Origin of the sequence: Streptomyces sp. NPDC048297 (assembly GCF_043201585.1) — a bacterium.
In the GTDB taxonomy this organism is placed as follows: Bacteria; Actinomycetota; Actinomycetes; order Streptomycetales; family Streptomycetaceae; genus Streptomyces.
In genome coordinates, this window is the sequence record NZ_JBICZA010000017.1 from 12,154 (window position 1) to 38,173 (window position 26,020).

A 26,020-nucleotide genomic window follows, 5' to 3' on the forward strand; every position below is an offset into this window, starting at 1 on the left:
TTTCCGCCCGGCTTCGCCCTCCCAGTGCCGCACGGCGTGGGTGAACTGTCAAGGACACGGTGGGGGAGGCTCCAGGGGGCGCCCGGATACGTGGCTCACCGCCGGCGCCGGCCGCTGCCCGCGATCGTCGGGGACGCTTCACCCACCCCCATGGGCACCCCCTTCGGCACCCCCTTCGGCCCCCCATCGGCACCGCCACCGACAGCGCCCCCGACCGCGCCGAGCGATGCCCACGAAGCGGAACCCCGCGCCCGCCTGCACGCCCGCCGGGAGCACCACGTGGCCCGCCCCCGGGCGTCACCGTCGAGCCCGCCCCCCCCGGGCGTCACCGTCGATCCTCCCCGCGCGAACGCCACCGTCGCGCCTGCCCGTGCCAACGCCGATCGTGAGCCGCGCACGGAGCGGGAGGGCCGCCCCCGCTCAGCCGGCCGGGCGGGCCCCGCCGTCCTCCCCGACCCGGGTCAGTCGTCCTCCCCGGCCCGCTCAAGCAGTGCCACCGGAACCCCCTCGAAAAGGTCCGCCACGCGCGCGTGCCCCGTGAACTCCCGTCCTGGTGTCAGCAGGTCCGCCCACCGTCCCGGCGGCAGCGCCAGCCTCGTCTCCCGCCAGCCGCCCGCCTCCGCCAGCCGCAGCGACAGCCGGGTCACCGCCGTCACCACCTCACCGGAGCGCGCGAAGGCCAGGCAGTGACCGGCGGCCGGGCCCTCGGCGGTCAGGGGGGCGTACGACGCCGTCGCACCGAAGGCGCCGGGCCGCCGGGCCCGCAGCCGCAGCGCCGCTGCCGTCAGCGCGTCCTTCTCGCCCGGCGCCGCCGCCGGGAACGGCACCGGCCGCCGGTTGTCGGGGTCCACCAGCGCCCGGTACTCGCTCTCCGTGCCCTGGTACACGTCCGGCACGCCCGGCATCGTCAGATGGACCAGGGCGGTGCCGAGCACGTTGGCCCGGATGTGCGGCTCCAGGGTCTTGCGGAAGGCGGCCACGCGCTCGCCGGGCGGCCCGCACGGTCCGGCCGCGACGAAGGCGGCCACCGTCTCCTCGTACGGCGGTTCCTGCTCGGTCCAGCTGGTGTACAGGCCCGCCTCGCGCACGTGCTTGAGCAGTGCCCGCTGGACCCGTTCCTCCTCGGCGGGCCCCAGCCCGAACACCGTCTGCCAGGCCGCCCAGGCCAGTTGCCCGTCCGGGACGGCCTCCTCGTCGCGGGACACCTCGGCGAGCAGCCTGGCCCAGCGGCCGGGGCACTCGGTGAGCACGGCCAGCGCCGCCCGTACGTCCGCGCTGCGCTTGGTGTCGTGCGTCGTGACGACCGTGCCGGTGAGCGGCCAGTCGTGCTGCACGCGCGCGCAGTACGCGTGGAACTCCTCCGGGGACACACCTGGACGGCCCGGATCGCCGCCCACCTCGGTCGCCGACAGCAGCGGCACGTACCGGTAGAACGCCGTGTCCTCCACGGACTTGGCGCGCAGCGCCGACGCGGTCTGCGCGAACCGCGCGTACAGCTCCGCCCGGCCGGCGCGGTCTTCGGCGGGCCCGTCGCCGAGGGGCTCGACCAGCAGCCGCCGTACGACGTCGACGGCTCCGGCCTCCTCGGGCATCAGGAAGGCCGGGCGCGCCTCCCCGGCGGCCCGCTCGGTGACCACGGAGGCCGCGTCCCCGGAGGCGTACGGCCGGTACACCCGCATCCGCACCAGCAGTTCCTCCAGGGCGGTGCGCAGCGCCCAGGGAGCCCGGTCGCGCAGCGAGAGGTCCGGCGAGGAGGCGCACAGCCGGGCGGCCACCCGGGTGAGCCGGTCGGTCTCGGCGGCCAGCTCGTGCGTGAGCACCAGGTAGGCCGCCCGCCGCACCGTGGCGGCCCAGTCGCCGCCCCGGTCCGTCTGGGGGGCGGCGAACGCCCGGTAGCGGTCGAGGAGTTCACCGGCCCCGGACCGGTCCGTGAACAGGCCGTCGACGTGGCGCAGGGCGTCGTAGCCGGTGGTGCCGGCGACGGGCCAGGAGGCCGGCAGGTGCTCGCCGTCGGCGAGGATCTTCTCCACCACCGTCCAGCGGCCGCCGGTCGCCTCGTGCAGCCGCTCCAGGTAGCCGTCGGGGTCGGCGAGCCCGTCCGGGTGATCGACGCGCAGTCCGTCGATCACGCCCTCCGCCAGCAGCTGGAGGATCTTGCCGTGGGTGGCCTCGAACACCTCCGGGTCCTCCACGCGGACCCCGATCAGCTCCGAGATGCTGAAGAACCGCCGGTAGTTCAGCTCGGTACGGGCCAGCCGCCACCACACCGGCCGGTACCACTGCGCGTCCAGCAACTGGGGCAGCGGCAGCCCCTCGGTGCCCGCGCGCAGCGGCAGGACGTGGTCGTGGTAGCGCAGGACGCCGCCGTCGGCCACCAGGTGCTCCCGTTCACCCCCGACCGGCCCGCCGAGCACAGGCAGCAGTACCTGCCCGCCCTGCGCCTCCCAGTCGATGTCGAACCAGCGCGCGTACGGCGAGCCGGGGCCCTCGCGCAGCATCTCCCACAGGGCGTGGTTGTGCCGGGGCGCCATCGCCATGTGGTTCGGGACGATGTCCACGACCAGGCCGAGGCCGTGCTCCCGCGCGGTGCGCGCCAGCGCGCGCAGGCCGTCCTCGCCGCCGAGTTCCTCGCGCACGCGCGCGTGGTCCACGACGTCGTACCCGTGCGTGGAGCCCGGTACGGCCTCCAGGACGGGGGACAGGTGCAGGTGCGAGACGCCGAGGGACGCCAGGTACGGGACGGCCGCCGCGGCGGCGGCGAACGGGAACGCGGGCTGGAGCTGCAGCCGGTAGGTGGCCGTGGGCACCGCCGGACCGGGTCGCAGAGAAGTCATGCAACCCTACGTACCCAGCCCGGCCCCTTTCGTGTCATCGTCCTCGCACGACTCCCTGAACGAGGGCGCGCGCAGCGAGTGCAGGGGCCGCCCGCCGTCCCTCCCGTACCCGCCGAGCGAGATCCCGTACCCCCTGAACGGGATCCCGCACCCCCTGAACTCGATCCCGCACCCCCTGAACGGGATCCCGCGCCCGCCGAGCGGGATCCCGTATCCGCCCCTTGAACGGGCCGGTCACGCGGGCCGTTGCAACACCGTCAGGCTGCGGTCCGGCAGGGTGATGCGGTCGCCGGCCGCGACCTTCGCGCCCGCTCCCGACGGCACCCCGTCCGGGTCGGCCGTGTCGACGACCACCTGCCACTGCCGGCCGTGGTCGACGGGCACGACGAAGTCCAGCGGGCCCGGCGAGGCGTTGAACATCAGCAGGAAGGAGTCGTCGGCGATGCGCTCCCCGCGCGGTCCGGGCTCGGAGATGGCGTTGCCGTTCAGGAAGACCGTCAGCGCGGACGCCTGCGCCGAGTTCCAGTCCCGCTGGGTCATCTCCTCGCCCTCCGGTGTGAACCACGCGATGTCGGACAGGTCGTCGTGCGTGCCCTCCACCGGGCGTCCGTGGAAGAAGCGCCGGCGCCGGAGCACCGGGTGGTCCCGGCGCAGCCACACCATCGCGCGCGTGAACTCCAGCAGGTCGCCGCTCTCCTCGGACCAGTCCAGCCAGGTCAGTTCGTTGTCCTGGCAGTAGGCGTTGTTGTTGCCGCGCTGGGTGCGGGCGAACTCGTCGCCGTGACTGATCATCGGCACGCCCTGGGACAGCATCAGCGTGGCGACGAAGTTGCGCATCTGACGGGCGCGCAGCCCGAGCACGTCCGGGTCCTCGGTCTCGCCCTCGGCGCCGCAGTTCCAGGACCGGTTGTGGCTCTCGCCGTCGCGGCCGTCCTCGCCGTTGGCCTCGTTGTGCTTCTGGTCGTACGACACCAGGTCGTGCAGCGTGAAACCGTCGTGGCAGGTCACGAAGTTGATGGAGGCCAGCGGGCGGCGCCCGTCGTCCTGGTAGAGGTCGGAGGAGCCGGTCAGCCGGGAGGCGAACTCGGCGAGCGCCCGCGGCTCGCCCCGCCACAGGTCGCGCACGGTGTCGCGGTACTTGCCGTTCCACTCGGTCCACAGCGGCGGGAAGTTGCCCACCTGATAGCCGCCCTCGCCCACGTCCCACGGTTCCGCGATCAGCTTCACCTGCGAGACGACCGGGTCCTGCTGCACCAGGTCGAAGAACGACGACAGCCGGTCCACCTCGTGGAACTGCCGGGCCAGGGTCGCCGCGAGGTCGAAGCGGAACCCGTCGACATGCATCTCGGTCACCCAGTACCGCAGCGAGTCCATGATCATCTGGAGGACGTGCGGGGACCGCATGAGCAGCGAGTTGCCGGTGCCCGTGGTGTCCGTGTAGTAGCGGCGGTCCTCCGCCAGCCGGTAGTACGACGGGTTGTCGATGCCCTTGAAGGAGAGCGTCGGACCCAGATGGTTGCCCTCGGCGGTGTGGTTGTAGACGACGTCGAGGATGACCTCGATCCCGGCCTCGTGCAGCGCCCGGACCGCCGACTTGAACTCCAGGACCTGCTGGCCGCGGTCGCCCCAGGAGGCGTACGCGTTGTGCGGGGCGAAGAAGCCGATGGTGTTGTAGCCCCAGTAGTTGTTCAGGCCCATGTCGACGAGCCGGTGGTCGTTCACGAACTGGTGCACGGGCATCAGTTCGAGCGCCGTCACGCCGAGCTTGGTCAGGTGGTCGATGACCGCCGGGTGGGCGAGCGCCGCATACGTGCCGCGCAGTTCCTCCGGCAGCCCCGGATGGCGCATGGTCAGGCCCTTGACGTGCGCCTCGTAGATCACCGTGTGGTGGTACTCGGTGCGCGGGAGCCGGTCGTCGCCCCAGTCGAAGTACGGGTTGATCACGACCGACGTCATGGTGTGCGGCGCCGAGTCCAGGTCGTTGCGCCGCTCGGGCGCGCCGAAGTGGTAGCCGTACACCTCCTCGCCCCACCGGACGGCGCCGCTGACCGCCTTCGCGTACGGGTCGAGCAGCAGCTTCGCGGAGTTGCAGCGCAGCCCGCGACCGGGGTCGTACGGGCCGTGCACCCGGAACCCGTACCGCTGTCCCGGCATCACGCCCGGCACGTACGCGTGCCGGACGAACGCGTCGCTCTCGCGCAGTTCCACCGCCGTCTCCGAGCCGTCGTCGTGCAGCAGACACAGCTCTACTCGGTCCGCGGCCTCTGTGAAGACCGCGAAATTGGTTCCCGCGCCGTCGTACGTGGCGCCGAGCGGATATGCCTCTCCAGGCCAGACCTGCATGGGGACGACTCTTCCAGGTGTGCCGCCCGCCGGTGCGGCCTTCGGCACCGAGTCCGCCCGAATTCTTCGGCCCCGAGACTGTCCGAAAGTGACGGAACCTCCCATCACTTGCATTCCTCTTACCGGCCGACCCGTGCGCACGGCGGCCTGACTACCCGCCCGTGCGCCGAACCAGTGGGGCAGACACGTACTCCCGGGACGTCCGGGGAGCAGGGGGAAGATGTGCGTGAGACAGTGCACCGCCATCTGGGCAAGGTGGTGGCGGGGGCGGCCCTGGCGTTGGCCGGGACCGCGGTGATGGTCGGGATCACCCTGCCGGGCACGGCGGGGGCGGACGAGGCCGGCGGCGGACGCGGCGGAACCCGGGCCGTGCAGCAGGCCGGAGAGGGTGTGCAGGCCGCGGACGGTGCGCGGTCCGGAGACGGTGCGCAGGCGGTACGGCCGGGCGTGGTGGAGCGGGCGCCCGCCGAGGGGAAGAACGGCACCGGCCGCGACCCGCTGACCGACGACGAGATCCGGCGGGTCGAGAAGATCGCCCTGGACCGGCAGATGCTGGGCGCGGCCGAGAACGTCGACGGCCGACGCGGGCCCGAGCGCCTCACCGTCGACCTCGCCGACCCGGCCACGGCGGACGAACTGGACGACCCGGACGCGCCGCGCCGGGCCGACGTGACCTTCTACGACTACCGGAACGACGAGCTGGTCACCCGGACGGTGAACCTCCGGACCGGCAAGGTCGAGCAGACCACCCGCAGGCACGGCGTCCAGCCGCCGCTGAGCCGGGCCGAGAACACCGAGGCGGCGAAGCTGCTGATCGCCGACCCGCTGGGCGCGGGTCTCAGGGCCGACTACAAGGATGCCACCGGCCGCGAGTTGACGTCACCGGACCAGCTGCTGCTGAACGGCGCGGTCTACCGGGCCGTTCCGGGCGGCCGGCCCGCCGCGCTCGACACGTGCGGTGAACACCGTTGCGTCCGGCTGTTCCCGAAGGTCGTGAACGGCCCTTGGATCGACGCCCGGTGGTTCGTCGTCGACCTGAGCGCGCGCAAGGTCGCAAGGCTCGACCACCACTGAGCCGGCAGCCCGTCCACTCATCCGACTTGCGTCTTGTGCAAGGGAGCTACTTCGCCATGCGTGACCACACGATCCGCCGTGCCCGCACGCGCGCGGGCGTCGGCCTCACCGTCGCCGCCCTGGCCGTCGGCGCGACCGCCGGCGCCGGCCCGGCCGTCGCCCGGACCGCCACCGCCACCACATCCGCTACCACCTCCACATCCACATCCGCCACGTCGGCCGTGGCCGCCACCTCCACGGCGGCAGCCGACTGCAGCTCCGCCTACCGCATCGAGCAGAAGCTCTCCAGCGGCACCACCTGGCGGATGTGCTGGCGCTACGACAGCAAGGCCGGACTCGTCCTGGAGAACATCTCCTACCAGCCCAAGGGCGAGCCCAAGCCGATCAAGGTCCTCAACAGCGCCCGCCTCGCCCAGATCGACGTCCCCTACGACGACGGCAGCGTCGAGTACGACGACCTCACCGGATTCGGCTTCGCCCAGGGCCTGGTGAACCTGGCGCCCGGCGAGTGCCCCGGCGGCACCATCAAGACCGTCAAGGTCCCGGACGCCTGGGACCCGCGGCACCCGGACGTCAACGGCCTGTGCACGACCACGCGTTCGCGCGGCCACGCCTACCGCATGCAGGGCGACAGCGCGAACAAGGTCTTCCAGGCGCAGGGCAAGGACCTGCTCGTCTACACCGTCAACCAGGTCGGCTGGTACGAGTACATGACCGAGTGGCGCTTCCAGGACGACGGCACGGTCACCATGAACGTCGGCGCCACCGGTAGCCTCTCCTACGACGACTACGACGCCGGCGACGGCCGCGGCTGGCCCCTCGGCAAGGGCGCCGAGGCCTACGCCACCAGCCACAGCCACAACGTGTTCTGGCGGCTGGACTTCGGCCTCGACGGCTCGTCGAAGTCGAGGGTCGAGCAGTACGACTCGGCCGTCACCCCGCCCGCCCGCGGCGGCCAGGCGCCCACCAACAAGACCACCCGCACCAAGGTCACCAGGGAACTCGCCGGGGACTACAAGACCTACCGCTGGTGGCGGGTCGTCAGCGAGACCGGCAAGAACAAGGACGGGCACGCCCGTTCGTACGAGATCGTCCCCGGGGCCACCACCAAGTACCCGGGCCGCAGCTTCACCAGGCACGACCTGTACGTCACCGAGTACAACAAGTGCGAGCAGTTCGCCAGCAACAACCCGGGCGCCTGCCCGGCCGGGGCGGGCAAGTCCGTCGACACATGGGTCAACGGGCAGAGCCTCACCCACCCCGTCGTCTGGATGAACGTCGGCTTCCACCACATCGCCCGGGACGAGGACCAGCAGCCCATGCCGATCCACTGGCAGGGCTTCGCCATCGCTCCCAGGGACGTCACCGCTATGAATCCGCTCACTCCCGACGAGCTCGGCTGGCAGAACGGCCATTGGCGACCGCGCAGTTGAGAAACCGACCTGCCCATCCGGCTGCACCGCCTACCGCTCCCGGAGTACCCTTCCTTGATCGTCGGGACGGGGAACGAACGGGGACGGAAGGCGGTAGGCGGTGGGGTCGGGAGGGCTGGAGCTGCCCCCTGGTGACGAGGGTCACGAGGGGAACTCCACAGACGTCCCGCCCGGCGCGGTGTCCCTCGCCCGTCCGATGGACGCGGGCTCCATCGGGCCGGAACTGGACTGGGGCGCCGACGCATGGCGTGAGGTGCGCACCCGCGCCCAGCGGGCCGGCCGGGCCTACATCTGGCTGAACCTCGTCGAACAGCGGCTGCGCGCGGTCGTGGCCGCTGTCCTGCGGCCCATCTACGAGCCCGTGCACGGCGACGAGTGGGTGGTGGCCGCGGCCGGTCCGGCCGGGCAGGAGTGGGTGCAGCGGGCGGTCGCCGTCCGTGAAGTCAGCCGCCGCAAGGGCTACTTGCTCGACCCGGCCGACGACAACGTGCTCAGCTTCCTCACGCTGCCCCAGTTGCGCGAGCTGGTGGTGCAGCACTGGCCCTGCTTCGAGCCGTACTTCGACGAGCGCCGGGACCTCGAACTCGCCCTGGACGAGCTGGAGGTGACCCGTAACGTCGTCTCCCGCAACCGTGCCCTGTCCGAGGCCGTGCTCGGGCAGGCCGAACGGGCCTCGGCCCGGCTGCTGGAGCTGCTCGGCGCGGGCGGCGACGTGCCCTCCGCGCGCCGGCTGCCCGTCGACGCGGTCGAGGACCTGGTCGGCGAGCGGTACGCGGACGTCGTGGCGGTCCATCCGGACCGAGTGCGGCTCATGCGGCAGTTCCCGGCCGAGGACCTCTTCGGCGGTGCCCGCCGCCTCGACGCCATCGGCATCGGCCTCAACCTGCTGGTGCAGAACTTCTCCGGCCGCCGGCTGGTCCGGCTCGCCGAGACCGGCTGCCGGGTGCGGCTGCTCTTCCTCAATCCGGCCTCCAGCGCGGTCAAGCGCCGCGAGCGCGAGCTCGGCATGAAGAGGGGCGAACTGAGCCGCTCCGTCGAGATGAACATCCTGCACATGCGCCGGGTGCGGTCCCGGCTGCGCGACCCGGACGCCTTCCAGATCCAGGTGTACGACGAGACGCCCCGGTTCACCGCCTACCTCGTGGACGGCGACGGCACGGACGGCATCGGCGTCGTGCAGTCCTATCTGCGCGGGGCGCGCGGGATGGAGTCGCCGGTGCTGGTGCTGCGGGGCGGCAGCCGTGTGGTCAAGTCCGACGAGGTGGGAGAATCCGGACTCTTCCCGATATACCGCGAGGAATTCGAGCTGGCCTGGGCGGATTCGCGCCCGGTGTCCTGAACTGTCCATCCGGTAAGCGGAACGCGCCCCTCGGATTGTCAGTGCCCCGTGCGAAGGTGGAGATCACTGGGGGAACGCACCATCGAGAAGGGGGGCCTGCCCATGGGCCGGCACCAGGAGCTGCTGATCGGCTTCGACCTGGAGACGACCGGGACCGATCCGCACGAGGCGCGCATCGTCACCGGCTCGGTGATCGAGGTCAGGGCCGAAGAACCCGTGGGGCGCCGGGAACGGCTGGCGGATCCGGGCATGGAGATCCCGGCCGACGCGATGGCGGTGCACGGCATCGGTAACGAACGCGCGGCGGCCGAGGGCCGCCCGGCCGACGAGGTGGCCGACACCATCGCGGAATCGCCGGCCTCCTACTGGCAGACGGGCGTGCCGGTCGCCGCCCGCGACGCGGCCTTTTATCCGCTCACTTCAGTGGCGTCTCAGGCGTCCCAGGCGTCTCATCCGGTAGCAGAGTGCCGGGTTCCGGCTCACGTCGGAGCGGGGGACGAGCGATGAGCTGGATCACGGAGGCCTTGGTGGCCTTCGACCTGGAGACCACGGGTACGGACGTCGAGACCGATCGCATCGTCACCGCGGCGGTCGTGCGACTGGAGCCGGACGGGGCTGTCTCGGCGGAGCGGACCTGGCTGCTCGATCCCGGGGTGGTGATACCCGAACAGGCTTCGGCGATCCATGGCATCTCGACGGGCCATGCCCGCGCGCACGGGGTCTCGGCTTCGTCCGCGATCGAGGAAATCGCCGAGTCTGTCGCCGAAGTCCTGCGCTCAGGGACCCCTCTGGTCGTGATGAACGCGCGCTACGACCTGTCGCTGCTGGACCGTGAGTGCCGGCGGTACGGGCTGGAGTCGATCAGTGAGCGATTGGGCGTCGTGCCTTCGCCGGTCATCGATCCCTTGGTGATCGACAAGCATGTCGACAAGTATCGAAAGGGGACGCGCGCCTTGCACGCGTTGTGCGCGCACTACGGTGTGTCGCTCGAAGACGCGCATGATGCGAGGGCGGACGCGGTGGCTGCCGCCCGTGTGGTGCGACGCATGGCGGAGAAGCATCAGCCCGTCGGGGCCATGTCCTTGGCGAACCTGCACGACCTCCAGGTTCGTGCGGCGGCCGAGCAGTCCGCCTCGCTGCAGGCTTACCTGCGGCGGACGTCGAACCCGACGGCGGTCGTCGAGGCGGCTTGGCCGGTCATCCCGCGCAGCCGATGACCGACCCGGTCGGCCAGTTCCTGACGCGTGAACTGCTCTTGGCTCCGATGGTGCGGATCGCTTGTCAGTGTCGCCCGTGGGGACGAGTTGTCAGTGGGGGCTGAGATCGTGCATCCGTGAGCGAACTGGTTGAGCATGTCGATGAGTACGACCGCGTGCTGGGGGTCGTCGAGCGGGATGAGGCGGTGCGTGAGAACTGGCTGCATCGCATTGCGGCGACGATCTGTCGTGATCGCGAAGGCCGGATCTTGGTGCTGCGGCGGGCCGAGACGTTGTCCCGGTTTCCGGGCCACTACGACGCGATGGTCGGCGGGGCCGTGGACGTGGGCGAGTCGTATGAGGAGGCGGCAGTCCGCGAGCTGGCTGAAGAACTGGGCATTCGTGTGCCCGTGCGTTTCCTGTTCAAGTTCCTTTTCCGAAAGGGGATCAGCCCCATCTGGCTCGGCGTGCACGAGGCCGTCGTGTCGGAGAACCTGGTCCCGGATTCGGGCGAGATCGACTGGTGCGACTGGCTGACGGTGGCCGAACTGCGCGAAGTCCTTGATGAACGGTGCTTCGTTCCGGGAGGGCGGGAAGCTCTGCGCCAGTATTTGGGGTCCGGATCCGGCGGCGGCGGTGCGAGCGAGCCGGCAGCCGGGTGACCGGCGATGTGCGTTCCCTCGGTGCAGGGGGCATTTCAGCCGCAGGACCCGATGACGGTGGTTCGCGCGGTGCTGGGAGGCGGATGACTCTGGCTTTTCCGGAGGCGGCTTTGCGGAGCCGGACGATGTGAGCCTCGCGTGGGTCGGGTTCTCACCTCGAAGAAGCCGGTCCGCCGCGTCGGCACCCGTCATCGACGGGACGTGGCCGGTGCGGGAGTTGTCCGAGGGGCAGCCGGCGTAGTTCTTCGTCTGCGGTCCGGTGGGGGTTGGTCGCGCAGTTCCTCGCCCCCCAACGGTGCTGCGGGGCGGCCCGCCGGAATGGTGCCGTACGCAGGTGCGGGCCGTCGTCAGCGCTCCGGCTCTCTCAGAGCGGATACCATCGCACCGTCTCGTCACCGTTGCGCAGTGACGCCACGCGGCGCTCGAACTCGGCCTGTGCCTTCGGGTTGGTCGGTGCGTGCTGGGCGACCCATGCGCAGCTGGCCGTCTCGCGGGCCCCGCGGAGCACCCCGCAGCCCTCCCACTCGCGCACGTCCCAGCCGTAGGCCTCGGTGAAGGAGCCGTACGCCTCGGCGGGCAGGCCGTAGCGGTCGCGGGAGAGGGCCATGACCACCAGGTCGTGCTCGCGCAGGTCGGCGGAGAAGGTCTCCAGATCGACCAGGACCGGACCCTCGGGGCCGACGTGCACATTGCGGGGCAGCGCGTCGCCGTGGATGGGGCCCGGCGTCAGACGGGGTGTCAGCGCGGCCGAGGCGCTCGCGAAGCCGTCCCGGCGTTCGCGCAGATATGTCGCGTCCGCTGGGTCGATCGCGTCGCCCGCGAGCCGCAGCCAGCGCTCCACGCCGCCCAGCAGGTCGCGGGGCGGCAGGGCGAAGGGGGGAGCGGGGAGCGCGTGCACGATCCGGAGGAGCCGGGCGAGGTCCCCGGGCCCGGCGGGACGCACCGGCTCGGGCAGCCGGTGCCACACGGTCACCGGGTGTCCGTCGACCAGCAGCGGCTTCGGCTCCGCGGCCCGCACCGCCGGTACGTCCGCCCGCTCCAGCCAGCCGGCGATCTCCAGCTCCCGGCGGGCCCGGTCCAGCAGCTCGGCGTCGCGGCCCACCTTGACGACGAGGTCGCCCGAGGCGAACACCGCGTTCTCGCCGAGGGTGAGGAGCCGCGCGTCCCGTGCCGTGCCCGGCAGCACCTGTGCCGCGGCCAGTACGTCCCGCGCCCGTGCCTCGTCCATCGTCCGCCTCCGTGCCGTTCTTGCCGTTCGTCCCGTGCCGTGCGTGCCCGGTTCCCGGCCAGTCTCGCATTCGCACAGGTGGGGCCCCGTGTGCGGGCCCTTGACGAGGTCCCGCGCCTTTACGACCATGACCATGCCAACCAGATCTGGCAAAGGGGCTGATTCCGTGGCATCAGTGGCCGAAGCGAGAGGGACGACCGGGCGTGCCGGTCCCGGTACCTGGTTCCTGGTCCTGCCCGCGCTCGTCCCGATCCTCGTCCTCAGCGTGGGCCCGCTGCTGTACGGCATCCTGCTGGCGTTCACCGACTCCCAGTCCGGCCGGACATCGGCGACCCGGTGGATCGGCGGCCTCAACTTCCAGGACCTGCTGCACGACACCCTGTTCTGGGAGTCGTTCCGCATCGGCCTGCTGTGGGCGATCGGGGTGACGGTGCCCCAGTTGCTGCTGGCCCTCGGCCTCGCCCTGCTGCTGAACCAGGACGTACGGCTGCGCGGGCTCGCCCGCGCCCTCGCCATCGTGCCGTGGGCCATGCCCGAGGTCGTCGTCGGCATCATGTGGCGCCTCGTCTACAACCCCGACGCGGGCGTCCTCAACGAGACCCTGCGCGACCTCGGCCTCGGCGACGGCCGGGACTGGCTGAGCGGACTGGGCACCGCGCTGCCCGCCGTCGTCGTCGTCGGCGTCTGGGCGGGCATGCCGCAGACCACGGTCGCCCTGCTCGCCGGACTGCAGAACACCCCGCGCGAACTGCACGAGGCGGCGGCCGTGGACGGCGCCGGAGCCTGGCGCCGCTTTCGCACGGTCACCTGGCCCGCGCTCAGACCGGTGGCCCTCGCGATCACCGCGCTCAACCTCATCTGGAACGTCAACTCCTTCGCCCTGGTGTACGTGCTCACGAACGGCGGGCCCGGCGGCAAGACCCGGCTGCCCATGCTGTTCGCCTACGAAGAGGCCTTCCGCTACGGCCAGTTCGGCTATGCGGCGGCGATGGGATGCGTGATGGTCGCGGTGATCTCGATCCTGCTCGCGGTGTTCCTGGCCGGCCGGCTGCGGGGAGGTGAGGACGCGTGAGGATCCGGCCCGCGGCCCGGGCCGGCCAGTACGCGGCCCTGCTCGCCTACCTCCTCTTCCTGGCCTTCCCGCTCCTGTGGCTGCTGTCCATCGCGTTCAAGTCGCCGCGCGAGCTGGGCAGCCTCCACCCCACCTGGATCCCGCGCCACCCCACCCTGGCCAACTTCCGCCAGGCCTTCGACGAACAGCCGCTGCTGCACGCCGCCCTCAACTCCCTGCTGTCGGCGCTCGGTGCCGCCGTCGTCGCCGTGCTCGTCGCGACGCCGATGGCGTACGTCATGGCGCGGCGGCGCACCCCGCTCGCGCGGGTGGCGAGCGGCTGGGTGGTGGTCAGCCAGGCCTTCCCGTTCGTGCTGGTGATCATCCCGCTGTTCCTGGTGCTGAAGAACCTGCGGCTGATCGACTCGCTGACCGGACTGGTCCTGGTCTACGTGGTGTGGGCGCTGCCGTTCGCGCTGTGGATGCTGGTCGGCCATGTACGGGCCGTGCCCGTCGAGTTGGAGGAGGCGGCCGCCGTCGACGGCGCCGGGCGGCTGCGGACCCTGGTGTCGGTGACCGCGCCGCTGCTCGCGCCCGGCATCGCGGCGACGGCGCTGTTCGCGTTCGTCACGGCGTGGAACGAGTTCTTCTTCGCGCTCGTGCTGCTCAAGAGCCCGGGGAAACAGACCCTCCCGGTCGTCCTCACCCACTTCATCGGCGCGGAGGGCGTCGCCGACCTCGGCCCGCTGGCCGCCGCCGCGTTCCTCGCCACACTGCCCTCCCTGCTCGTGTTCGCCCTCATCCAGCGCCGGATCACTCGCGGCCTGATCGCCGGGGCGGTGAAGGCCTGATGCGGACCAGGATCACGACCGCCGTCCTCGCCCTCCTGCTGCTCCTCGCCGGTTGCTCCAGCGGCGGGCACGGCAAGGGCGGCCCCATCACCCTGCGCTTCCAGTCCCTGGCCTGGCAGCAGGAGTCCGTCGCCGCCAACAAGCACCTCGTACGGGAGTGGAACGCGAGCCATCCGGACGTCAAGGTCGAGTACGTCCAGGGAAGTTGGGACAGCGTGCACGACCAGCTGCTCACCTCCTTCGAGGGCGGCGAGGCCCCGGACATCATCCACGACGCCTCCGACGACCTCGCCGACTTCGCCTACGGCGGCTACCTCGCAGACCTGACCCGGCTCCTTCCCGCCCGTCTCAGGTCCGACATCCCGCGCAGCGGCTGGGACACCGCCACCTTCGGGAACGGCGTCTACGGCGTGCCCTTCCTCCATGAACCCCGGGTGCTGATCGCCAACACCCGGTGGCTGCGCACGGCCGGGGTGCGCATACCGACCCCGGAACACCCGTGGAGCTGGGACGAGTTCAGGGAGGTCGCCAAGAAGCTCAGCGGGGACGGGAAGTACGGCGTGGCCTGGCCGCTGAAGGAACCCGTCTCCGCCACCCTCAACCTCTCCCTCTCGGCGGGCGGGGACCTCTTCCACCGGGGCGCAGACGGCAAGGTGACCGTGCGCTTCGGGGACGGCGACGCCGTCGTGCCGCGCACCGTCCACGACCAGGTCGCCGTCGACCACAGCGCCCCCGCCTCGACGCTCGGCAGCGGCGGCTCGGACACGCTGCCCGGCCTCTTCGGCGGCCGGTACGCGATGGTCCCGCTGGGCTTCTCCTACCGGCAGCAGATCGTCCAGCAGGCCCCGAAGGGCTTCGGCTGGGAGGTGCTGCCCGCGCCCGCGGGCGCCGACGGACTCACCCAGGGCGTCAGCCCGCAGACCCTGTCCATCGCGGCGGACTGCCCGTACAAGAAGGAGGCCGCCGCGTTCGTCGACTTCCTGCTGCGGCCGGGGAACATGGTCCGCCTCGCCCTCGGCGACTGGATGCTGCCCACCGGCACCCAGGCCCTGAAGGACCCCGCCCTGCACACCGCGAAGTACGGGTGGGCCACCGGCACCGCCCTCGCGGCGCACCTGCGCCCCGCGCCCGCCCAGTCCGTGCGCGGCTATCCCGAATGGAAGGACAAGGTCGCGACCCCCGCCTTCCAGGAGTACTACAGCGGTGCCATCGGCCTCGACGGCCTGCGCGGACGCCTGGAGAAAGACGGCAACCTGGTCCTGGCCCGGTATCAGCGCTGAGCGCCCGGCGGTCACGGCGGAACGCGGCCACGGGCAACGCGGCGATGGGTGACGCGGTCGCGGGCAACACGCGGTCGCGGCGGCCGTCGTACGCGCTTATTCAATTGAACGAGACGTCTCGTCTCGCATAACCTCGCCACCATGAACGCCACGACCACCCCCGCCCCCACCCCCGCCCACATCGCCATGTTCTCCGTCGCCGCCCACGGCCATGTGAACCCCAGCCTGGAGGTGATCCGCGAACTCGTCGCCCGGGGGCACCGGGTCACGTACGCCATCCCGCCGGTCTTCGCCGACAAGGTCGCCGCGACCGGCGCCCACCCCGTGCCGTACACGTCGATCCTGCCCGGCCCCGACGCCGACCCCGAGGCATGGGGGAGCACCCTGCTCGACAACGTGGAGCCCTTCCTGAACGACGCGATCCAGGCGCTGCCGCAGCTGATCGAGGCGTATGACGGCGACGAACCCGACCTCGTCCTGCACGACATCACCTCCTACCCCGCCCGCGTCCTCGCCCACCGCTGGGGCGTACCCGCGATCTCCCTCTCGCCGAACCTCGTCGCCTGGGAGGGGTACGAGAAGGAGGTCGCCGAGCCGCTGTGGGCGGAGCCGAAGAAGACCGAGCGCGGGCAGGCCTACTACGCCCGGTTCGAGGCCTGGCTGCGGGAGAACGGCATCACCCAGGACCCCGACTCCTTCGCCGGCCACCCCGCGCGCTCCCTCGTCCTGATCCCGAAGGCCCTGCAGCCGAACGCCGACCGGGTCGACTGGGGGTCCCCCCTCCGGGGGAGGGTGTACACCTTCGTCGGCGCCTGCCAGGGCGACCGCGGCGAGCAGGGTGACTGGCGGCGGCCCGCCGGCGCCGAGAAGGTGGTCCTCGTCTCTCTCGGCTCCGCCTTCACCAAGCAGCCCGGCTTCTACCGCGAATGCGTGCGCGCCTTCGGGGACCTGCCCGGCTGGCACCTGGTGCTCCAGATCGGCCGGCACGTGGACCCGGCCGACCTGGGCGACGTACCGGACAACGTCGAAGTGCACGACTGTGTACCGCAGTTGGCGGTCCTGCGGCAGGCCGACCTGTTCGTCACGCACGCCGGTGCGGGCGGCAGCCAGGAGGGGCTGGCCACCGCGACGCCGATGATCGCCGTACCGCAGGCCGTCGACCAGTTCGGCAACGCGGACATGCTCCAGTCCCTCGGCGTGGCACGGCAGCTGTCCACCGAGGAGGCCACCGCGGACCGGCTGCGCGAGACGGCCCTCGCCCTCGTCGACGACCCCGAAGTCGCCCGGAAGCTCAAGGACATCCAGGCCGGGATGGCCGAGGAGGGCGGCACGCGGCGCGCGGCCGACCTGATCGAGGCGGCACTGCCCGGACGGCACCAGGGGTGACCACCCCGTCGGTTCTCCTTGGCCCGGCACGGCGATCGGGCCGGCACGGCGAAGGGCCGGTCTCGGGCCGGCACGGCGAAGGGCCCGTGTCCCGGGCCGGCACGCTGAAGGGCCCGTCGGCTCCCTCCCGGGAACCGGCGGGCCCCTCTCGCGGGCGTCCGGGATCAGACCCCGAGCCGCTCGCTCTCACCGTGCGCCGGGGCCGGCGCCGCGACCGGTTCCGGGGACTCGTCGTGGGTGAGGTCGGGCAGGCGGTGCAGCCACTTCGGCAGGTACCAGTTGCGCTCGCCGAGCAGGGCCATCACGGCCGGCAGCAGCACGCCGCGGATGACCGTCGCGTCGATGAGGACGGCCGCGGCCAGGCCGACGCCCATCTGCTTCATGGACTGCATGGACAGCGTGCCGAAGATCGCGAACACGGCGACCATGATGACGGCGGCGCTGGTGACGACGCCGGCCGTGGTGACCACGCCGTGCCGGATCGCGTCCTTCGTGCTGCGGCCACGCATCCGCGCCTCGCGGATCCGGGAGACCACGAACACGTGGTAGTCCATCGACAGGCCGAACAGGATCACGAAGAGGAACAGCGGCAGCCAGGTGACGATCGCGCCCACGCCCTCGGCGCCCACCAGCGAGGCGCCCCAGCCGTGCTGGAAGACCGCGACGAGGACGCCGTAGGCCGCGCCCACCGACAGCAGGTTGAGCACGATCGACGTGATGGCGACGGTCAGCGAGCGGAACGACAGCAGCATCAGCAGGAAGGCGAACGCCACCACGAACACGAAGACCGGGACGACCGAGCCGAGCAGCTGGTCGTTGAAGTCGTGGTTGCCCGCGACCTGCCCGGTGACGGGCGCCTGGACGCCGTCGACCGTGCCGAGCGTGGCCGGCCGGACCTCGTCGCGCAGCGTGCCCAGGCTCCTGACCGCCCGGTCCATGTCGGAGCCGCCGACCAGCGGTACCGAGACCAGGGCCACGTTCTGCGCCTCGTGCAGCCTGATCTCGACCGGGCCGCGCGAGGCGCCCGAGGAGATCGCCCGCTTCTTGAAGTCCGCCAGCGCCCTCTGCACCTCGGGCGCCTTGATGTCGTCGGCCTTGACGACCACCTGGGCCGGCTCGGAGCCGCCCGGGAACGCGTCGTTGACGCGGTTGTACGTCTGCACGATCGGCAGCGAGTCGCCGAACTCCTGGTCCAGCGTGAGCTGCTGGGTCTTCATGCCCAGCGCGGGCGCCGCCACCGCGAGCAGCGCGCCGGCCGCCACCAGGACGGACACCAGGGGCCTGGCCAGCACACCGCGCAGCACCGCGGTCCAGAACCGGCTGCCCTGGCCCGGGCCCGGCCGGCGCCGCCGGCGCAGGAACGGGATCCTGCCCTTCTCCACCCGCTCGCCCAGCAGCGACAGCAGCGCGGGCAGCACGGTGACCGAGCCGACCATGGCGACCGCCACCACCATCAGGGAGGCCAGGCCCATCGCCTCGAACTCGGCGAGCCCGGTGAAGAGCATGCCCGCCATCGCCACGCACACCGTGACACCGGAGACGATGATCGCCCGGCCGCTGGTGGCGGCGGCGATCCGCAGCGCGGTGCCCGCGTCCCGTCCGGCGTCCCGCTCCTCGCGCTCGCGGCGCAGGTAGAAGAGGCAGTAGTCGACGCCGACGGCCATGCCGACCAGCAGCATCACGGAGTTGGCGGTGTCGCTCATCGGCTGCAGATGGCTGACGAGGCCCATCAGACCCATCGTCGCCATGATCGCGGTGATCGCCAGACCCACCGGCAGCAGTGCCGCCACCAGCGCGCCGAACGCGATCAGCAGGATGCCGAGCGCCACCGGCACCGCCGAGTACTCCGCCTTCTGGAAGTCGTCCCCGAAGGCGTCCTGGTACTGCTTCTGCATGCTGGCGCCGCCGATCTCCTCGATCCGCAGCGAGCCGTGCTCCTTCTGCACCCCGGCCACGGCGTCCAGCACCGGCTGGACCCGGTCGGCGGCGGTGTCCGCGTCGCCGCGCATGTCGAACTGCACCAGCGCGCTGCGCCCGTCCCCGGAGATCGTCCCGGCGTCGTACGGCGACGTCACGGACGTGACCTTGCCGGTGCCGTCGACGGCCTTCACGACGTCCGCGACGGCGGCCTTGAACGAGGCGTCCGTCGCCTTGGCGGAACCGCCCTTCGCCTGGACCAGGACCGTCTCACCGGCGGGCTGCTCGATCCCCGCGTCACTGATGATCTTCGCAGCGGTGTGCGTCTCGCCCTTGAGCTGGTCGGCCTCGTCGACGTCGACCCGGCCCGCCGCCGACCCGAGCCCCATCGCCAGCACCACGAACAGCACCCAGATGCCGAGCGCGGCCCAGCGGTGCCGTGCGCTCCAGCCGCCGGCCCGAGCGGCGAGCCCCCGCACCCGCACCCGCGAATCTCCGTTCCCCATGACGGAATTGCCCCCTCGTATGCGGTGGCGGCCCCCAGCCGCCACGCCGTCTTCGCTTCGTTCGCTTCGTTCGACTGGTTCGTCTCGTTCGCTTCTTCCACTACGACGGTATGGGCCGGACAAGAACGTCTCGTCGTGCTGCCCGGTGACCTGTGCGGGGCGCGGGTCACCGCTGGGGAGTACGTCGGCCCCTTACATCTATCGGTGAGTCTCGGGGGTGCCTCTCGGGGTGCCGCGGTGTCCGATCCGCCGACAGAGAGACGCTTTGTTATTAAGAAAGCCTGTTGAACAAGTCACAGCTACGTGTAGGTGTTGATCCGCGCCCGCCCGATCGGACAGAGTTTCGCGCAGCCCGGGGTACGCCCCCGGCGCGGCCGTCGCGCTCGCCCCCACGGAGCGCGACGGCCGCCTTGGGGTGGACGGGCGACGACCGGTGGTGGCCGGGTGAAGCCCCAGGGCGGCCGGGTGGCGCCCCATGGTGGCCGGGCGACGACCTATGGTGGCCGGATGACGACCTATGCGGCGCTGCTGCGCGGAATCAACGTCGGCGGCAACAAGAAGCTCCCCATGGCCGATCTGCGCACCCTCATGACCGGTCTCGGGTACGACGCCGTACGCACGCATCTGCAGAGCGGCCAGGCCGTCTTCACCACCGGTCACGGCGACGAGGAGTCCCTGGCGGCCGAGCTGAGCCGGGCCGTCGAGGGGCGGTTCGGGTTCCCGGTCGACGTGATCGTGCGCGATCACGCCTATCTGAAGGCGGTCGCCGACGCCTGCCCCTTCCCGGCCGCCGAACTGGAGCCCCGGCAGCTGCACCTCACGTACTACTCCGCCCCGGTCGCCCCGGAGCGCTACGCGGAGATCGATCCTGCCGCCCACCTCCCCGAGGAGTTCCGCCTCGGCGACCGCTGCCTGTACCTGTACGCCCCGGACGGCATCGGCCGTTCCAAGCTCGCCGAGGCGCTGTCCCGCACCAGGGTCACCAAGGGGCTGACCGGCACCGCGCGGAACTGGAACACCGTGCTCAAGCTCGTGGAGATGACGGAGAACTGACGATCCGTCGGGTCCGCTCGCGCCGCCGACGCGGCCGGTCGTCACGTTTGCTGACGGCACGTAAGATCGGAAGGGACTGTCTGGTGGGGGCCGGGGGACCGGTCCGAGGAGCGCAGGGGGAGCCGGTGGCCGAGGTCGGAGTGGCGGCGGCGATCGCCGAGCTGCGGCAGGAGCTGTACGACGCCCAGAGCGAGGGCGCGGGAGAGCAGTTCGCGTTCGAGATCGAGGAAGCCCAGCTGGAACTCACGCTGGAACTGCGCGAACAGGGCCAGATCGGCGGGAAGCTGGGCTTCGGCGTGGTGACCGTCGACGCGAACGGCAACCAGAGTTCGGCCCGCACGCACCGACTCGTCCTCAAGCTGAAGGTCAAGGACCGTGCCACCGGGGGCCGGTTGGCGGAGGTGAGCGACGAGGGCGAGGGCGAGCCGTGGGACGAGGATGACTGAGACCCACCCGCAACGCCTGGCGTACATCCGCTGCGGCAGAGACGGCCGGGCCGAGTGTTCGGGCTCGGGCTATCTGATCGCGCCGGGACTCGTCCTGACGGCACGTCATGTCGTCATGTCCCGGGAGGCCGCAGGGCCGTACCCGAAGATCAGGGTCAGGGTCGGACACCCCCGGCTGGACGCGAGCGTGCACCGCTGCGACGCCGCCGTGCGCTGGGTCGGTCCGGGCGGTCTGGACGTGGCTCTGCTGGAGCTGTCCCAGCGCGTCGAGGTGCCGGGCACGGTGCTGTGGGGCCGTCCCGCCGGCAGCGAGCCGATCGCCTGCACGGGCAGCGGTTTCCCCTGGCACGGCAGGGCCGCGAACGGCGAGCGGACGGTGGAGGCGTTCAGCGGCCGGCTGGAGCCCATGACGGGCGGCTCGGGCGTGAACGACCTGTACGCACTGGACCTGGGCGCCGGCCCCGACGTGCCCGGCGACGGGTCGCAGGCCTGGCGCGGGGTCTCGGGCGCCGCGGTGTTCTGCCGGGACCGCCTGGTCGGCGTGACCCTCTACAACGACGACCGCCACGGGAACCGGCGGCTGCGGGCCGTCCCCGCCCACACCTTCGCCGCCGGCCCGGCGTTCACCGACCACTTGCGCCGCCACGGTGTGGGCGCGCCGGGGCTCGTCCCGGTCGACGGCCGCCCGCCCGTGCCCGCGTCGGGATACCGGCTGGAGGTGCGCCAGCAGTTCGCCGCCGAGCCCTTTGAGGGCCGGCGCGGGGAACTGGCGCGGATGACGGCCTTCTGCACCGCCGACGCCCCCGCGGCAGCCGACGACTCCGCGGCAGCCGACGACTCCGCGGCAGCCGACGCCCCCGCGGCCCCCCGGTACTGGCGCTGGCTCGCCCCCGCATGGTCCGGCAAGACCGCCCTGATGGCCCAGTTCGTCGTCGACCCGCCGCAGGGCGTGGACGTCCTGGCGTTCTTCGTCACCCGCCGCCAGCTCGGCCGCTCCGACCAGACCGCCTTCCTCGCCGCCATGGAGAACCAGCTGCGCGAGTACCTGCACGACCCCTCCCTGGTGTGCGCCTGCGAGGGGCAGTTCCTGCTCGGCCTGGAGCGGGCCGCCGAACAGGCGCGGGCGGCCGGGCGGCGGCTGGTCCTGCTGGTCGACGGCCTCGACGAGGACACCGGCGTGCCCGACGGCGGCAGCGGACACAGCATCGCCGCGCTGCTGCCGCGCCGGCCGGCGGCCGGGCTGCGCGTCCTCGTCGCCGGGCGGCCCGATCCGCCCGTCCCCAGCGACGTCGTCGACGGACACCCGCTGCACGACCGCGCCGTCGACCACCCGCTCGACGTCTCCCCGGCCGCCCGGGTCGCCCGGCAGGCGGCCGACCGCGCCATGACCGAGCTGTGGGCGGGACCGCCCCTGGGCCACGAGGTGGCCTGTGTCACCGCGGCCGCGGGAGGCGGACTCGGCGCCGCCGACCTGGCGCACATGGCCCGCGAACCGGGCGGTGACCGTGCCCGCTGGGCGGCGTGGGAGGTCAGGCAGACCCTCGACGGCGAGGCCGGACGCTCCTTCCGCCGGCGGCAGGCCGAGTGGACGGCCGACGGCACGGCACCGCAGCCGCTGTTCTCCCTCGGCCACGACGAACTCGAACAGGCCGTCCTCGGCCGGATGTCCGCCTCCCTGGACACCTACCGGGCCCGCGTGCACGCCTACGCCGACACCTGGCGCGCCGCGGGCTGGCCCGCCGACACGCCCGAGTACGTGCTCGTCGGCTACCCCGTGCTGTTACGCCGGCTCGGCGATGTCGCACGCCTGACCGGCCTCGCCACCGACCCCGTACGCCACGAACGCCTGTGGCAGACCACGGGAGCGGACGCCCAGGCACTGTCCGAGATCGCCGACGCCTTCCGCCTCCATGTGCGCGCCCCCGAACCCGACCTGCACGCCTGCCTGCGGCTGGCCCTGCACCGGGAGGCCCTGCGCGGGCGGGGCAGCCGGGTCACCGACGACGTGATCCTGACCTGGGCCGAACTGGGCCTCGTACGCCGGGCCGTCGCCCTGGCGCGGTCCGCGAACGAACCCACCCGGCTCGCGGGCCTGCTGCCGAAGATCCTGCGCCTCGACGCCGGGCCGGACACCGTCGCCCAGGCGACCGAGGCCGCCCGCGCCGTCAGCGACCCCGTCCGGCGCACACAGGCCCTGCTCGTGCCGGTACGGACACTCGCGCGCGCGGGCCGCGCGGAGGCCGCCGTCGAACTCGTCCGCGAGGCCGCCGCGGTGGCCCTGACACCGGCCGGACCGGGACCGCCGCCGCACCCGTTCGTGCACGTCGTCGAGGCGCTCGTCGAATCCGGGCTCGCGGACGACGCCCTCGCCCTCCTCGCCGACCCGCCCCCGCGGGGCCTGCCCGCCCACGCCTACGAGCGCATCGCGGGCATCCTGGCCGGGGCGGGCCGGCCCGACGCCGCCGAGGCGCTCGCGCGCACCATGGACGACCCCGCGCACCGCGCCGTCGCCCTGCTCCACGTCGTACGGGCCCACGCCGATGCGGGCGACCCGGACACCGCCGACGAACACGCCCGCGGCATCGACGAACCGCGCCGCCGGGCCGAGGCCCACACCTGCGTCCTGCGCGGCCTGGCCCGCGCCGGCCGCACCGCGGAAGCACTCGCCCTGGCCCGCCGGACGGGACGCCTCGTCCAGGCCGGCGTACCGTCCGCGACGCGGATGCACGTCCTGCACGGCGTCGTCGTCGGGCTGACCGAGGGCGGCCTGTTCGCCGAGGCCCACGCCTACGCGCGCACCCTCGCCCCGGCTCGGCGAGCCGCCGCCCTGAAGAACGTCGCGCAGGCGCTGATCGGCGCCGGGCGCGTGGACGAGGCCGTCGGCGTCGCCGAGGAACTGGCCGAACTCGCCGGACCGTCCGGACCAACTGGACTGTCCCGACCAACTGGACTGTCCGGACCAACTGGACTGTCCGGACCGGCTGGACCGGCCGGACTCGCCGTCGAGCGCGCCGGCCCGGCCCACCGCACCCCCCGCACCCGCCGTCCGCGCCAGGTGGCCGGGCCCCTGGTGGACGTCGTCCGGCTCCTTGTCGAGGCCGGCCGTCCGGACGACGCCCTCGCCCGCGCGTACACGATCACCGACCCGGAACCCCGGCTCCAGGCCCTGGTCGTCGTCGCCCAGGCGCTGGCCGGAGCGGGCCGCACCGCGCGGGCCGTCGCACTCGCCGGCGAGATCGTGCGCGACGCCCGCGCGCCCGGCGACCACGACGGCCGGGCCGCACCGCTGCTGACCGCCCTGCACCTGGTGGTCGACGCCGGCCACCTGGACGAGGCCCTCGCGTTCGCCCGCGGCATCACCCAGCCCGGCCTGCGGGCACAGGTACTGGAGGGTGTGGTCCGCGTGACGGCCAAGGACCCCGAACGGGCGGACGCCGTGGCGGCCCTGGCCCGCGCGACCGGCACCGCCGACCGGCAGGCCGAGGTCCTGGCAGCCGCCGCACGCGCCCTCGCCCGCTCCGGAGCGACGGCCGCAGCCGCCGAACTGGCCGAGGAGGCCGTCGGCCTGATCCCGGCCCTGACCAATCCGGACCGCCGGGCCGCCACGCTGTCCGCCGCCGCGTGGGCGCTCGCCCGCGCCGGCCGCGAGCGGGCGGCCACCGACCGGGCCCGCGAGGCCATGGCCGTGGCCCGGTCCGCAGGCGACCACGACCGGCGCTCCGAGACCCAGGCGGCCGTCGTCCGCTCCCTCGCCGAGGCCGGCCGCACCCGCATCGCCGCGGTCGCCGCCCGGCTGATCGCCGATCCCGCCGGGTCCGACGCCCAGTTGGTGGTCGTCGTGGGCGCCCTGGCACGCGCGGGCAGGGTGACCGAGGCCGAGGAACTGGCGCGGACGATCACCCGGCCCGACCGCCGGGCCGACGCGCTGACGGTCCTCGCCCGGACCCTGCTCGAGACCGACCGGCCCGACGACGCCCACGCCGTGGCCCGCACGGTCGGCGACCTCGGCAAGGATGCCTCCGCCCTGGTGGTCGCCGTCCGCGCGCTGGCCCGCACCGGCCGGGTCACGGAGGCCGGCGAACTGGCCCGGACCATCGTCCAGCCCGACCGGCGGGCCGACGCCATGGGCGCCGTCGCCCAGGCACTCGTGGAGGCCGGCCGCGTCGACGAGGCGTGCGCCCTCGCCGACGCCGTCGGCGGACCCGAGCCGCGCGCCCGGGTGCTGGCCGCCGTGGTCCGGGCCCTGGCCGCGACCGGCCGGGCCGACCGGGCGGGCGACCTCGCCCGCACCATGGAGCACCCCGGACACCGGGCCCAGGCGACCCAGACCGTGGTCCGGGCCCTGGCCGCGGCCGGGCGGTTCGAGCGCGCCCTCGACGTCGCCCGGACCGTCCAGGGGGCCCAGCCGCGCGCCCACGCCCATGCCGTCGTCGTCCGGGCACTGGCCCGCAGCCGTGGCGCGGACGAGGCCCTGGCACACGTCGCGCGCGTCGGCGACGGCAAGGCGCGGGCCCAGGCCATGTCCGACGTGGTGCGCGCCCTGGCGGAGGAGGGCCGTACGGACGAGGCCGTGGAGCTGGCCCGCGGCATCGCCTACACCGACCGGCAGGCACAGGCGTTCGTGTCCGTGGTGGCCGCCCTGACCGACCAGGGCCGCCTCCCGGACGCGCTGGAACTGATCGCGGCGATGCCCCACACGGACCGCCAGGAGCACGAACTCGTCGACGTGGTCAGGTTCCTGGCGGCCGGGGGCCGTGGCGGCGAGGCGCTGGAAGTGGCCCGCACGCTCACCCGCACCGACCACCGGGTGCGGGCTCTCCTGTGCGTCGCCCGCGTCCTGGGCGAGAAGGGGGACACCGACGACGCCATCGCCCTCACCCGGGAGGCCGTCGACCTCGGCCGCGCCGCCCCCGATCCCGAGGTCACGGCGCGCGCGCTCGCCGGGGCGGCCCTCACCCTCGCCGGAGTGGACCGCGCCGACGGGGACGAGGGGCCCGCGTCGAAGATCGGCGCCGAGGCCCGCGCCCTGGTGGCCGAGGCCCTGAGCGCCGGGAACTGGGTGCCGACCGTCGAGGCACTCGCGCACCTCGCCCCCGACGTCCTGGCGGACCTGATCGCTCTCGTCATGGAGTCGGCCGGGGCGGCGTGACCTTCCGCCGCGCGTGGAACCGGGGGTGTCGTGGCCGAGCCGGCCATCGCCGTGCCGTTGCCGCGCACCGCCGTCGCACACCGCCGTCGCCCGGTCATCTCGGTTGATCTCCTCGCGCAGTTGGCGCTTCGACGGACCACGGGCCGGTCGCGGGGGATCGCCCGCCCGGCGAGTGAACGGAGGGGACGAGGGGCGGTGGACGAGGTCACGGGGGACGAGGTCACCGGGGACGAGATCACGGGGGACCGACGACGCCCTGCGGGAGGCCTGAC

16 protein-coding genes and 1 pseudogene are annotated in these 26,020 nt (G+C 72.9%); 13 read left to right on the forward strand and 4 right to left on the reverse strand.

What is annotated here, in order from left to right; all coding sequences use genetic code 11:
• Nucleotides 1-461: 461 nt before the first annotated feature.
• Nucleotides 462-2,834: a malto-oligosyltrehalose synthase gene (gene treY, locus ACGFYV_RS19885; RefSeq protein WP_393879705.1), complete on the reverse strand. Its 2,373-nt coding sequence runs from the start codon at nucleotides 2,832-2,834 to the stop codon at nucleotides 462-464.
• Nucleotides 2,835-3,068: 234 nt separating this feature from the next.
• Nucleotides 3,069-5,177, reverse strand: a complete 2,109-nt coding sequence (gene glgX / locus ACGFYV_RS19890) for a glycogen debranching protein GlgX (RefSeq protein WP_393879706.1) — start codon at nucleotides 5,175-5,177, stop codon at nucleotides 3,069-3,071.
• A 222-nt stretch (nucleotides 5,178-5,399) separates the two neighbouring features.
• Here glgX and ACGFYV_RS19895 point away from each other — a divergent pair, with 222 nt between their 5' ends.
• The 6 genes and pseudogenes from ACGFYV_RS19895 (at nucleotide 5,400) to ACGFYV_RS19920 (ending at nucleotide 10,881) form a co-directional block, all read left to right on the forward strand.
• A complete protein-coding gene (locus ACGFYV_RS19895) occupies nucleotides 5,400-6,251 on the forward strand; it encodes a Tat pathway signal sequence domain protein (protein ID WP_393879707.1) in 852 nt (283 codons plus the stop codon).
• Nucleotides 6,252-6,307: 56 nt separating this feature from the next.
• Nucleotides 6,308-7,684: a copper amine oxidase gene (locus ACGFYV_RS19900; RefSeq protein WP_393879708.1), complete on the forward strand. Its 1,377-nt coding sequence runs from the start codon at nucleotides 6,308-6,310 to the stop codon at nucleotides 7,682-7,684.
• Between the two features lie 100 nt (nucleotides 7,685-7,784).
• Entirely contained in the window at nucleotides 7,785-9,023 is a 1,239-nt protein-coding gene (locus ACGFYV_RS19905) for an SAV2148 family HEPN domain-containing protein (protein ID WP_393879709.1), read from the forward strand.
• A 102-nt stretch (nucleotides 9,024-9,125) separates the two neighbouring features.
• A pseudogene (locus tag ACGFYV_RS19910) lies at nucleotides 9,126-9,431 on the forward strand (3'-5' exonuclease); the annotation flags it as partial.
• A gap of 95 nt (nucleotides 9,432-9,526) precedes the next feature.
• A complete protein-coding gene (locus ACGFYV_RS19915) occupies nucleotides 9,527-10,240 on the forward strand; it encodes an exonuclease domain-containing protein (RefSeq protein ID WP_393879710.1) in 714 nt (237 codons plus the stop codon).
• 116 nt (nucleotides 10,241-10,356) lie between these two features.
• Nucleotides 10,357-10,881 (forward strand): NUDIX hydrolase, encoded by a 525-nt coding sequence (locus ACGFYV_RS19920; RefSeq protein ID WP_393879711.1) that lies wholly within the window; start codon nucleotides 10,357-10,359, stop codon nucleotides 10,879-10,881.
• Nucleotides 10,882-11,245: 364 nt separating this feature from the next.
• Here the strand turns inward: ACGFYV_RS19920 and ACGFYV_RS19925 are convergent, their stop codons facing one another.
• A complete protein-coding gene (locus ACGFYV_RS19925; RefSeq protein WP_393879712.1) occupies nucleotides 11,246-12,109 on the reverse strand; it encodes a phosphotransferase enzyme family protein in 864 nt (287 codons plus the stop codon).
• 133 nt (nucleotides 12,110-12,242) lie between these two features.
• Here ACGFYV_RS19925 and ACGFYV_RS19930 point away from each other — a divergent pair, with 133 nt between their 5' ends.
• The 4 genes from ACGFYV_RS19930 to mgt all read left to right on the forward strand — a co-directional run bounded on the left by ACGFYV_RS19930 (nucleotide 12,243) and on the right by mgt (nucleotide 16,677).
• Entirely contained in the window at nucleotides 12,243-13,181 is a 939-nt protein-coding gene (locus ACGFYV_RS19930; RefSeq protein ID WP_393879713.1) for a carbohydrate ABC transporter permease, read from the forward strand.
• Entirely contained in the window at nucleotides 13,178-14,011 is an 834-nt protein-coding gene (locus ACGFYV_RS19935; RefSeq protein ID WP_393879714.1) for a carbohydrate ABC transporter permease, read from the forward strand. The genes ACGFYV_RS19930 and ACGFYV_RS19935 overlap by 4 nt, the downstream gene beginning before the upstream one ends.
• Nucleotides 14,011-15,291, forward strand: coding sequence for an ABC transporter substrate-binding protein (locus ACGFYV_RS19940; RefSeq protein ID WP_393879715.1), 1,281 nt, complete (start codon nucleotides 14,011-14,013; stop codon nucleotides 15,289-15,291). The genes ACGFYV_RS19935 and ACGFYV_RS19940 overlap by 1 nt, the downstream gene beginning before the upstream one ends.
• Before the next feature lie 141 nt (nucleotides 15,292-15,432).
• Nucleotides 15,433-16,677, forward strand: a complete 1,245-nt coding sequence (gene mgt, locus ACGFYV_RS19945; protein ID WP_393879716.1) for a macrolide-inactivating glycosyltransferase — start codon at nucleotides 15,433-15,435, stop codon at nucleotides 16,675-16,677.
• A gap of 164 nt (nucleotides 16,678-16,841) precedes the next feature.
• Here the strand turns inward: mgt and ACGFYV_RS19950 are convergent, their stop codons facing one another.
• The gene (locus tag ACGFYV_RS19950) at nucleotides 16,842-19,100 is read right to left on the reverse strand and encodes an MMPL family transporter (RefSeq protein ID WP_393879717.1); all 2,259 of its coding nucleotides are present in this window, start codon (nucleotides 19,098-19,100) and stop codon (nucleotides 16,842-16,844) included.
• 507 nt (nucleotides 19,101-19,607) lie between these two features.
• Between ACGFYV_RS19950 and ACGFYV_RS19955 the strand changes: the two genes are divergently transcribed.
• The 3 genes from ACGFYV_RS19955 to ACGFYV_RS19965 all read left to right on the forward strand — a co-directional run bounded on the left by ACGFYV_RS19955 (nucleotide 19,608) and on the right by ACGFYV_RS19965 (nucleotide 25,748).
• Nucleotides 19,608-20,153: a DUF1697 domain-containing protein gene (locus ACGFYV_RS19955; RefSeq protein WP_393879718.1), complete on the forward strand. Its 546-nt coding sequence runs from the start codon at nucleotides 19,608-19,610 to the stop codon at nucleotides 20,151-20,153.
• A 125-nt stretch (nucleotides 20,154-20,278) separates the two neighbouring features.
• Complete coding sequence (locus ACGFYV_RS19960; RefSeq protein WP_393879719.1) at nucleotides 20,279-20,599, forward strand: trypco2 family protein; 321 nt, start codon at nucleotides 20,279-20,281, stop codon at nucleotides 20,597-20,599.
• On the forward strand, nucleotides 20,592-25,748 hold the full coding sequence (locus ACGFYV_RS19965; protein WP_393879720.1) for a trypsin-like serine protease: 5,157 nt from the start codon (nucleotides 20,592-20,594) through the stop codon (nucleotides 25,746-25,748). Before ACGFYV_RS19960 ends, ACGFYV_RS19965 begins: the two co-directional genes overlap by 8 nt.
• Nucleotides 25,749-26,020: the final 272 nt, after the last annotated feature.

What these genes read in the sequence shown, in the direction of transcription:
- treY (WP_393879705.1), bottom strand. Translation starts at nt 2,834, where the DNA reads ATGACTTCTCTGCGACCCGGTCCGGCGGTGCCCACGGCCACCTACCGG.
- ACGFYV_RS19950 (WP_393879717.1), bottom strand. Translation starts at nt 19,100, where the DNA reads ATGGGGAACGGAGATTCGCGGGTGCGGGTGCGGGGGCTCGCCGCTCGG.
- ACGFYV_RS19955 (WP_393879718.1), top strand. Translation starts at nt 19,608, where the DNA reads ATGACGACCTATGCGGCGCTGCTGCGCGGAATCAACGTCGGCGGCAAC.
- glgX (WP_393879706.1), bottom strand. Translation starts at nt 5,177, where the DNA reads ATGCAGGTCTGGCCTGGAGAGGCATATCCGCTCGGCGCCACGTACGAC.
- ACGFYV_RS19925 (WP_393879712.1), bottom strand. Translation starts at nt 12,109, where the DNA reads ATGGACGAGGCACGGGCGCGGGACGTACTGGCCGCGGCACAGGTGCTG.
- ACGFYV_RS19900 (WP_393879708.1), top strand. Translation starts at nt 6,308, where the DNA reads ATGCGTGACCACACGATCCGCCGTGCCCGCACGCGCGCGGGCGTCGGC.
- ACGFYV_RS19940 (WP_393879715.1), top strand. Translation starts at nt 14,011, where the DNA reads ATGCGGACCAGGATCACGACCGCCGTCCTCGCCCTCCTGCTGCTCCTC.
- ACGFYV_RS19915 (WP_393879710.1), top strand. Translation starts at nt 9,527, where the DNA reads ATGAGCTGGATCACGGAGGCCTTGGTGGCCTTCGACCTGGAGACCACG.
- ACGFYV_RS19930 (WP_393879713.1), top strand. Translation starts at nt 12,243, where the DNA reads ATGCCAACCAGATCTGGCAAAGGGGCTGATTCCGTGGCATCAGTGGCC.
- ACGFYV_RS19965 (WP_393879720.1), top strand. Translation starts at nt 20,592, where the DNA reads ATGACTGAGACCCACCCGCAACGCCTGGCGTACATCCGCTGCGGCAGA.
- mgt (WP_393879716.1), top strand. Translation starts at nt 15,433, where the DNA reads ATGAACGCCACGACCACCCCCGCCCCCACCCCCGCCCACATCGCCATG.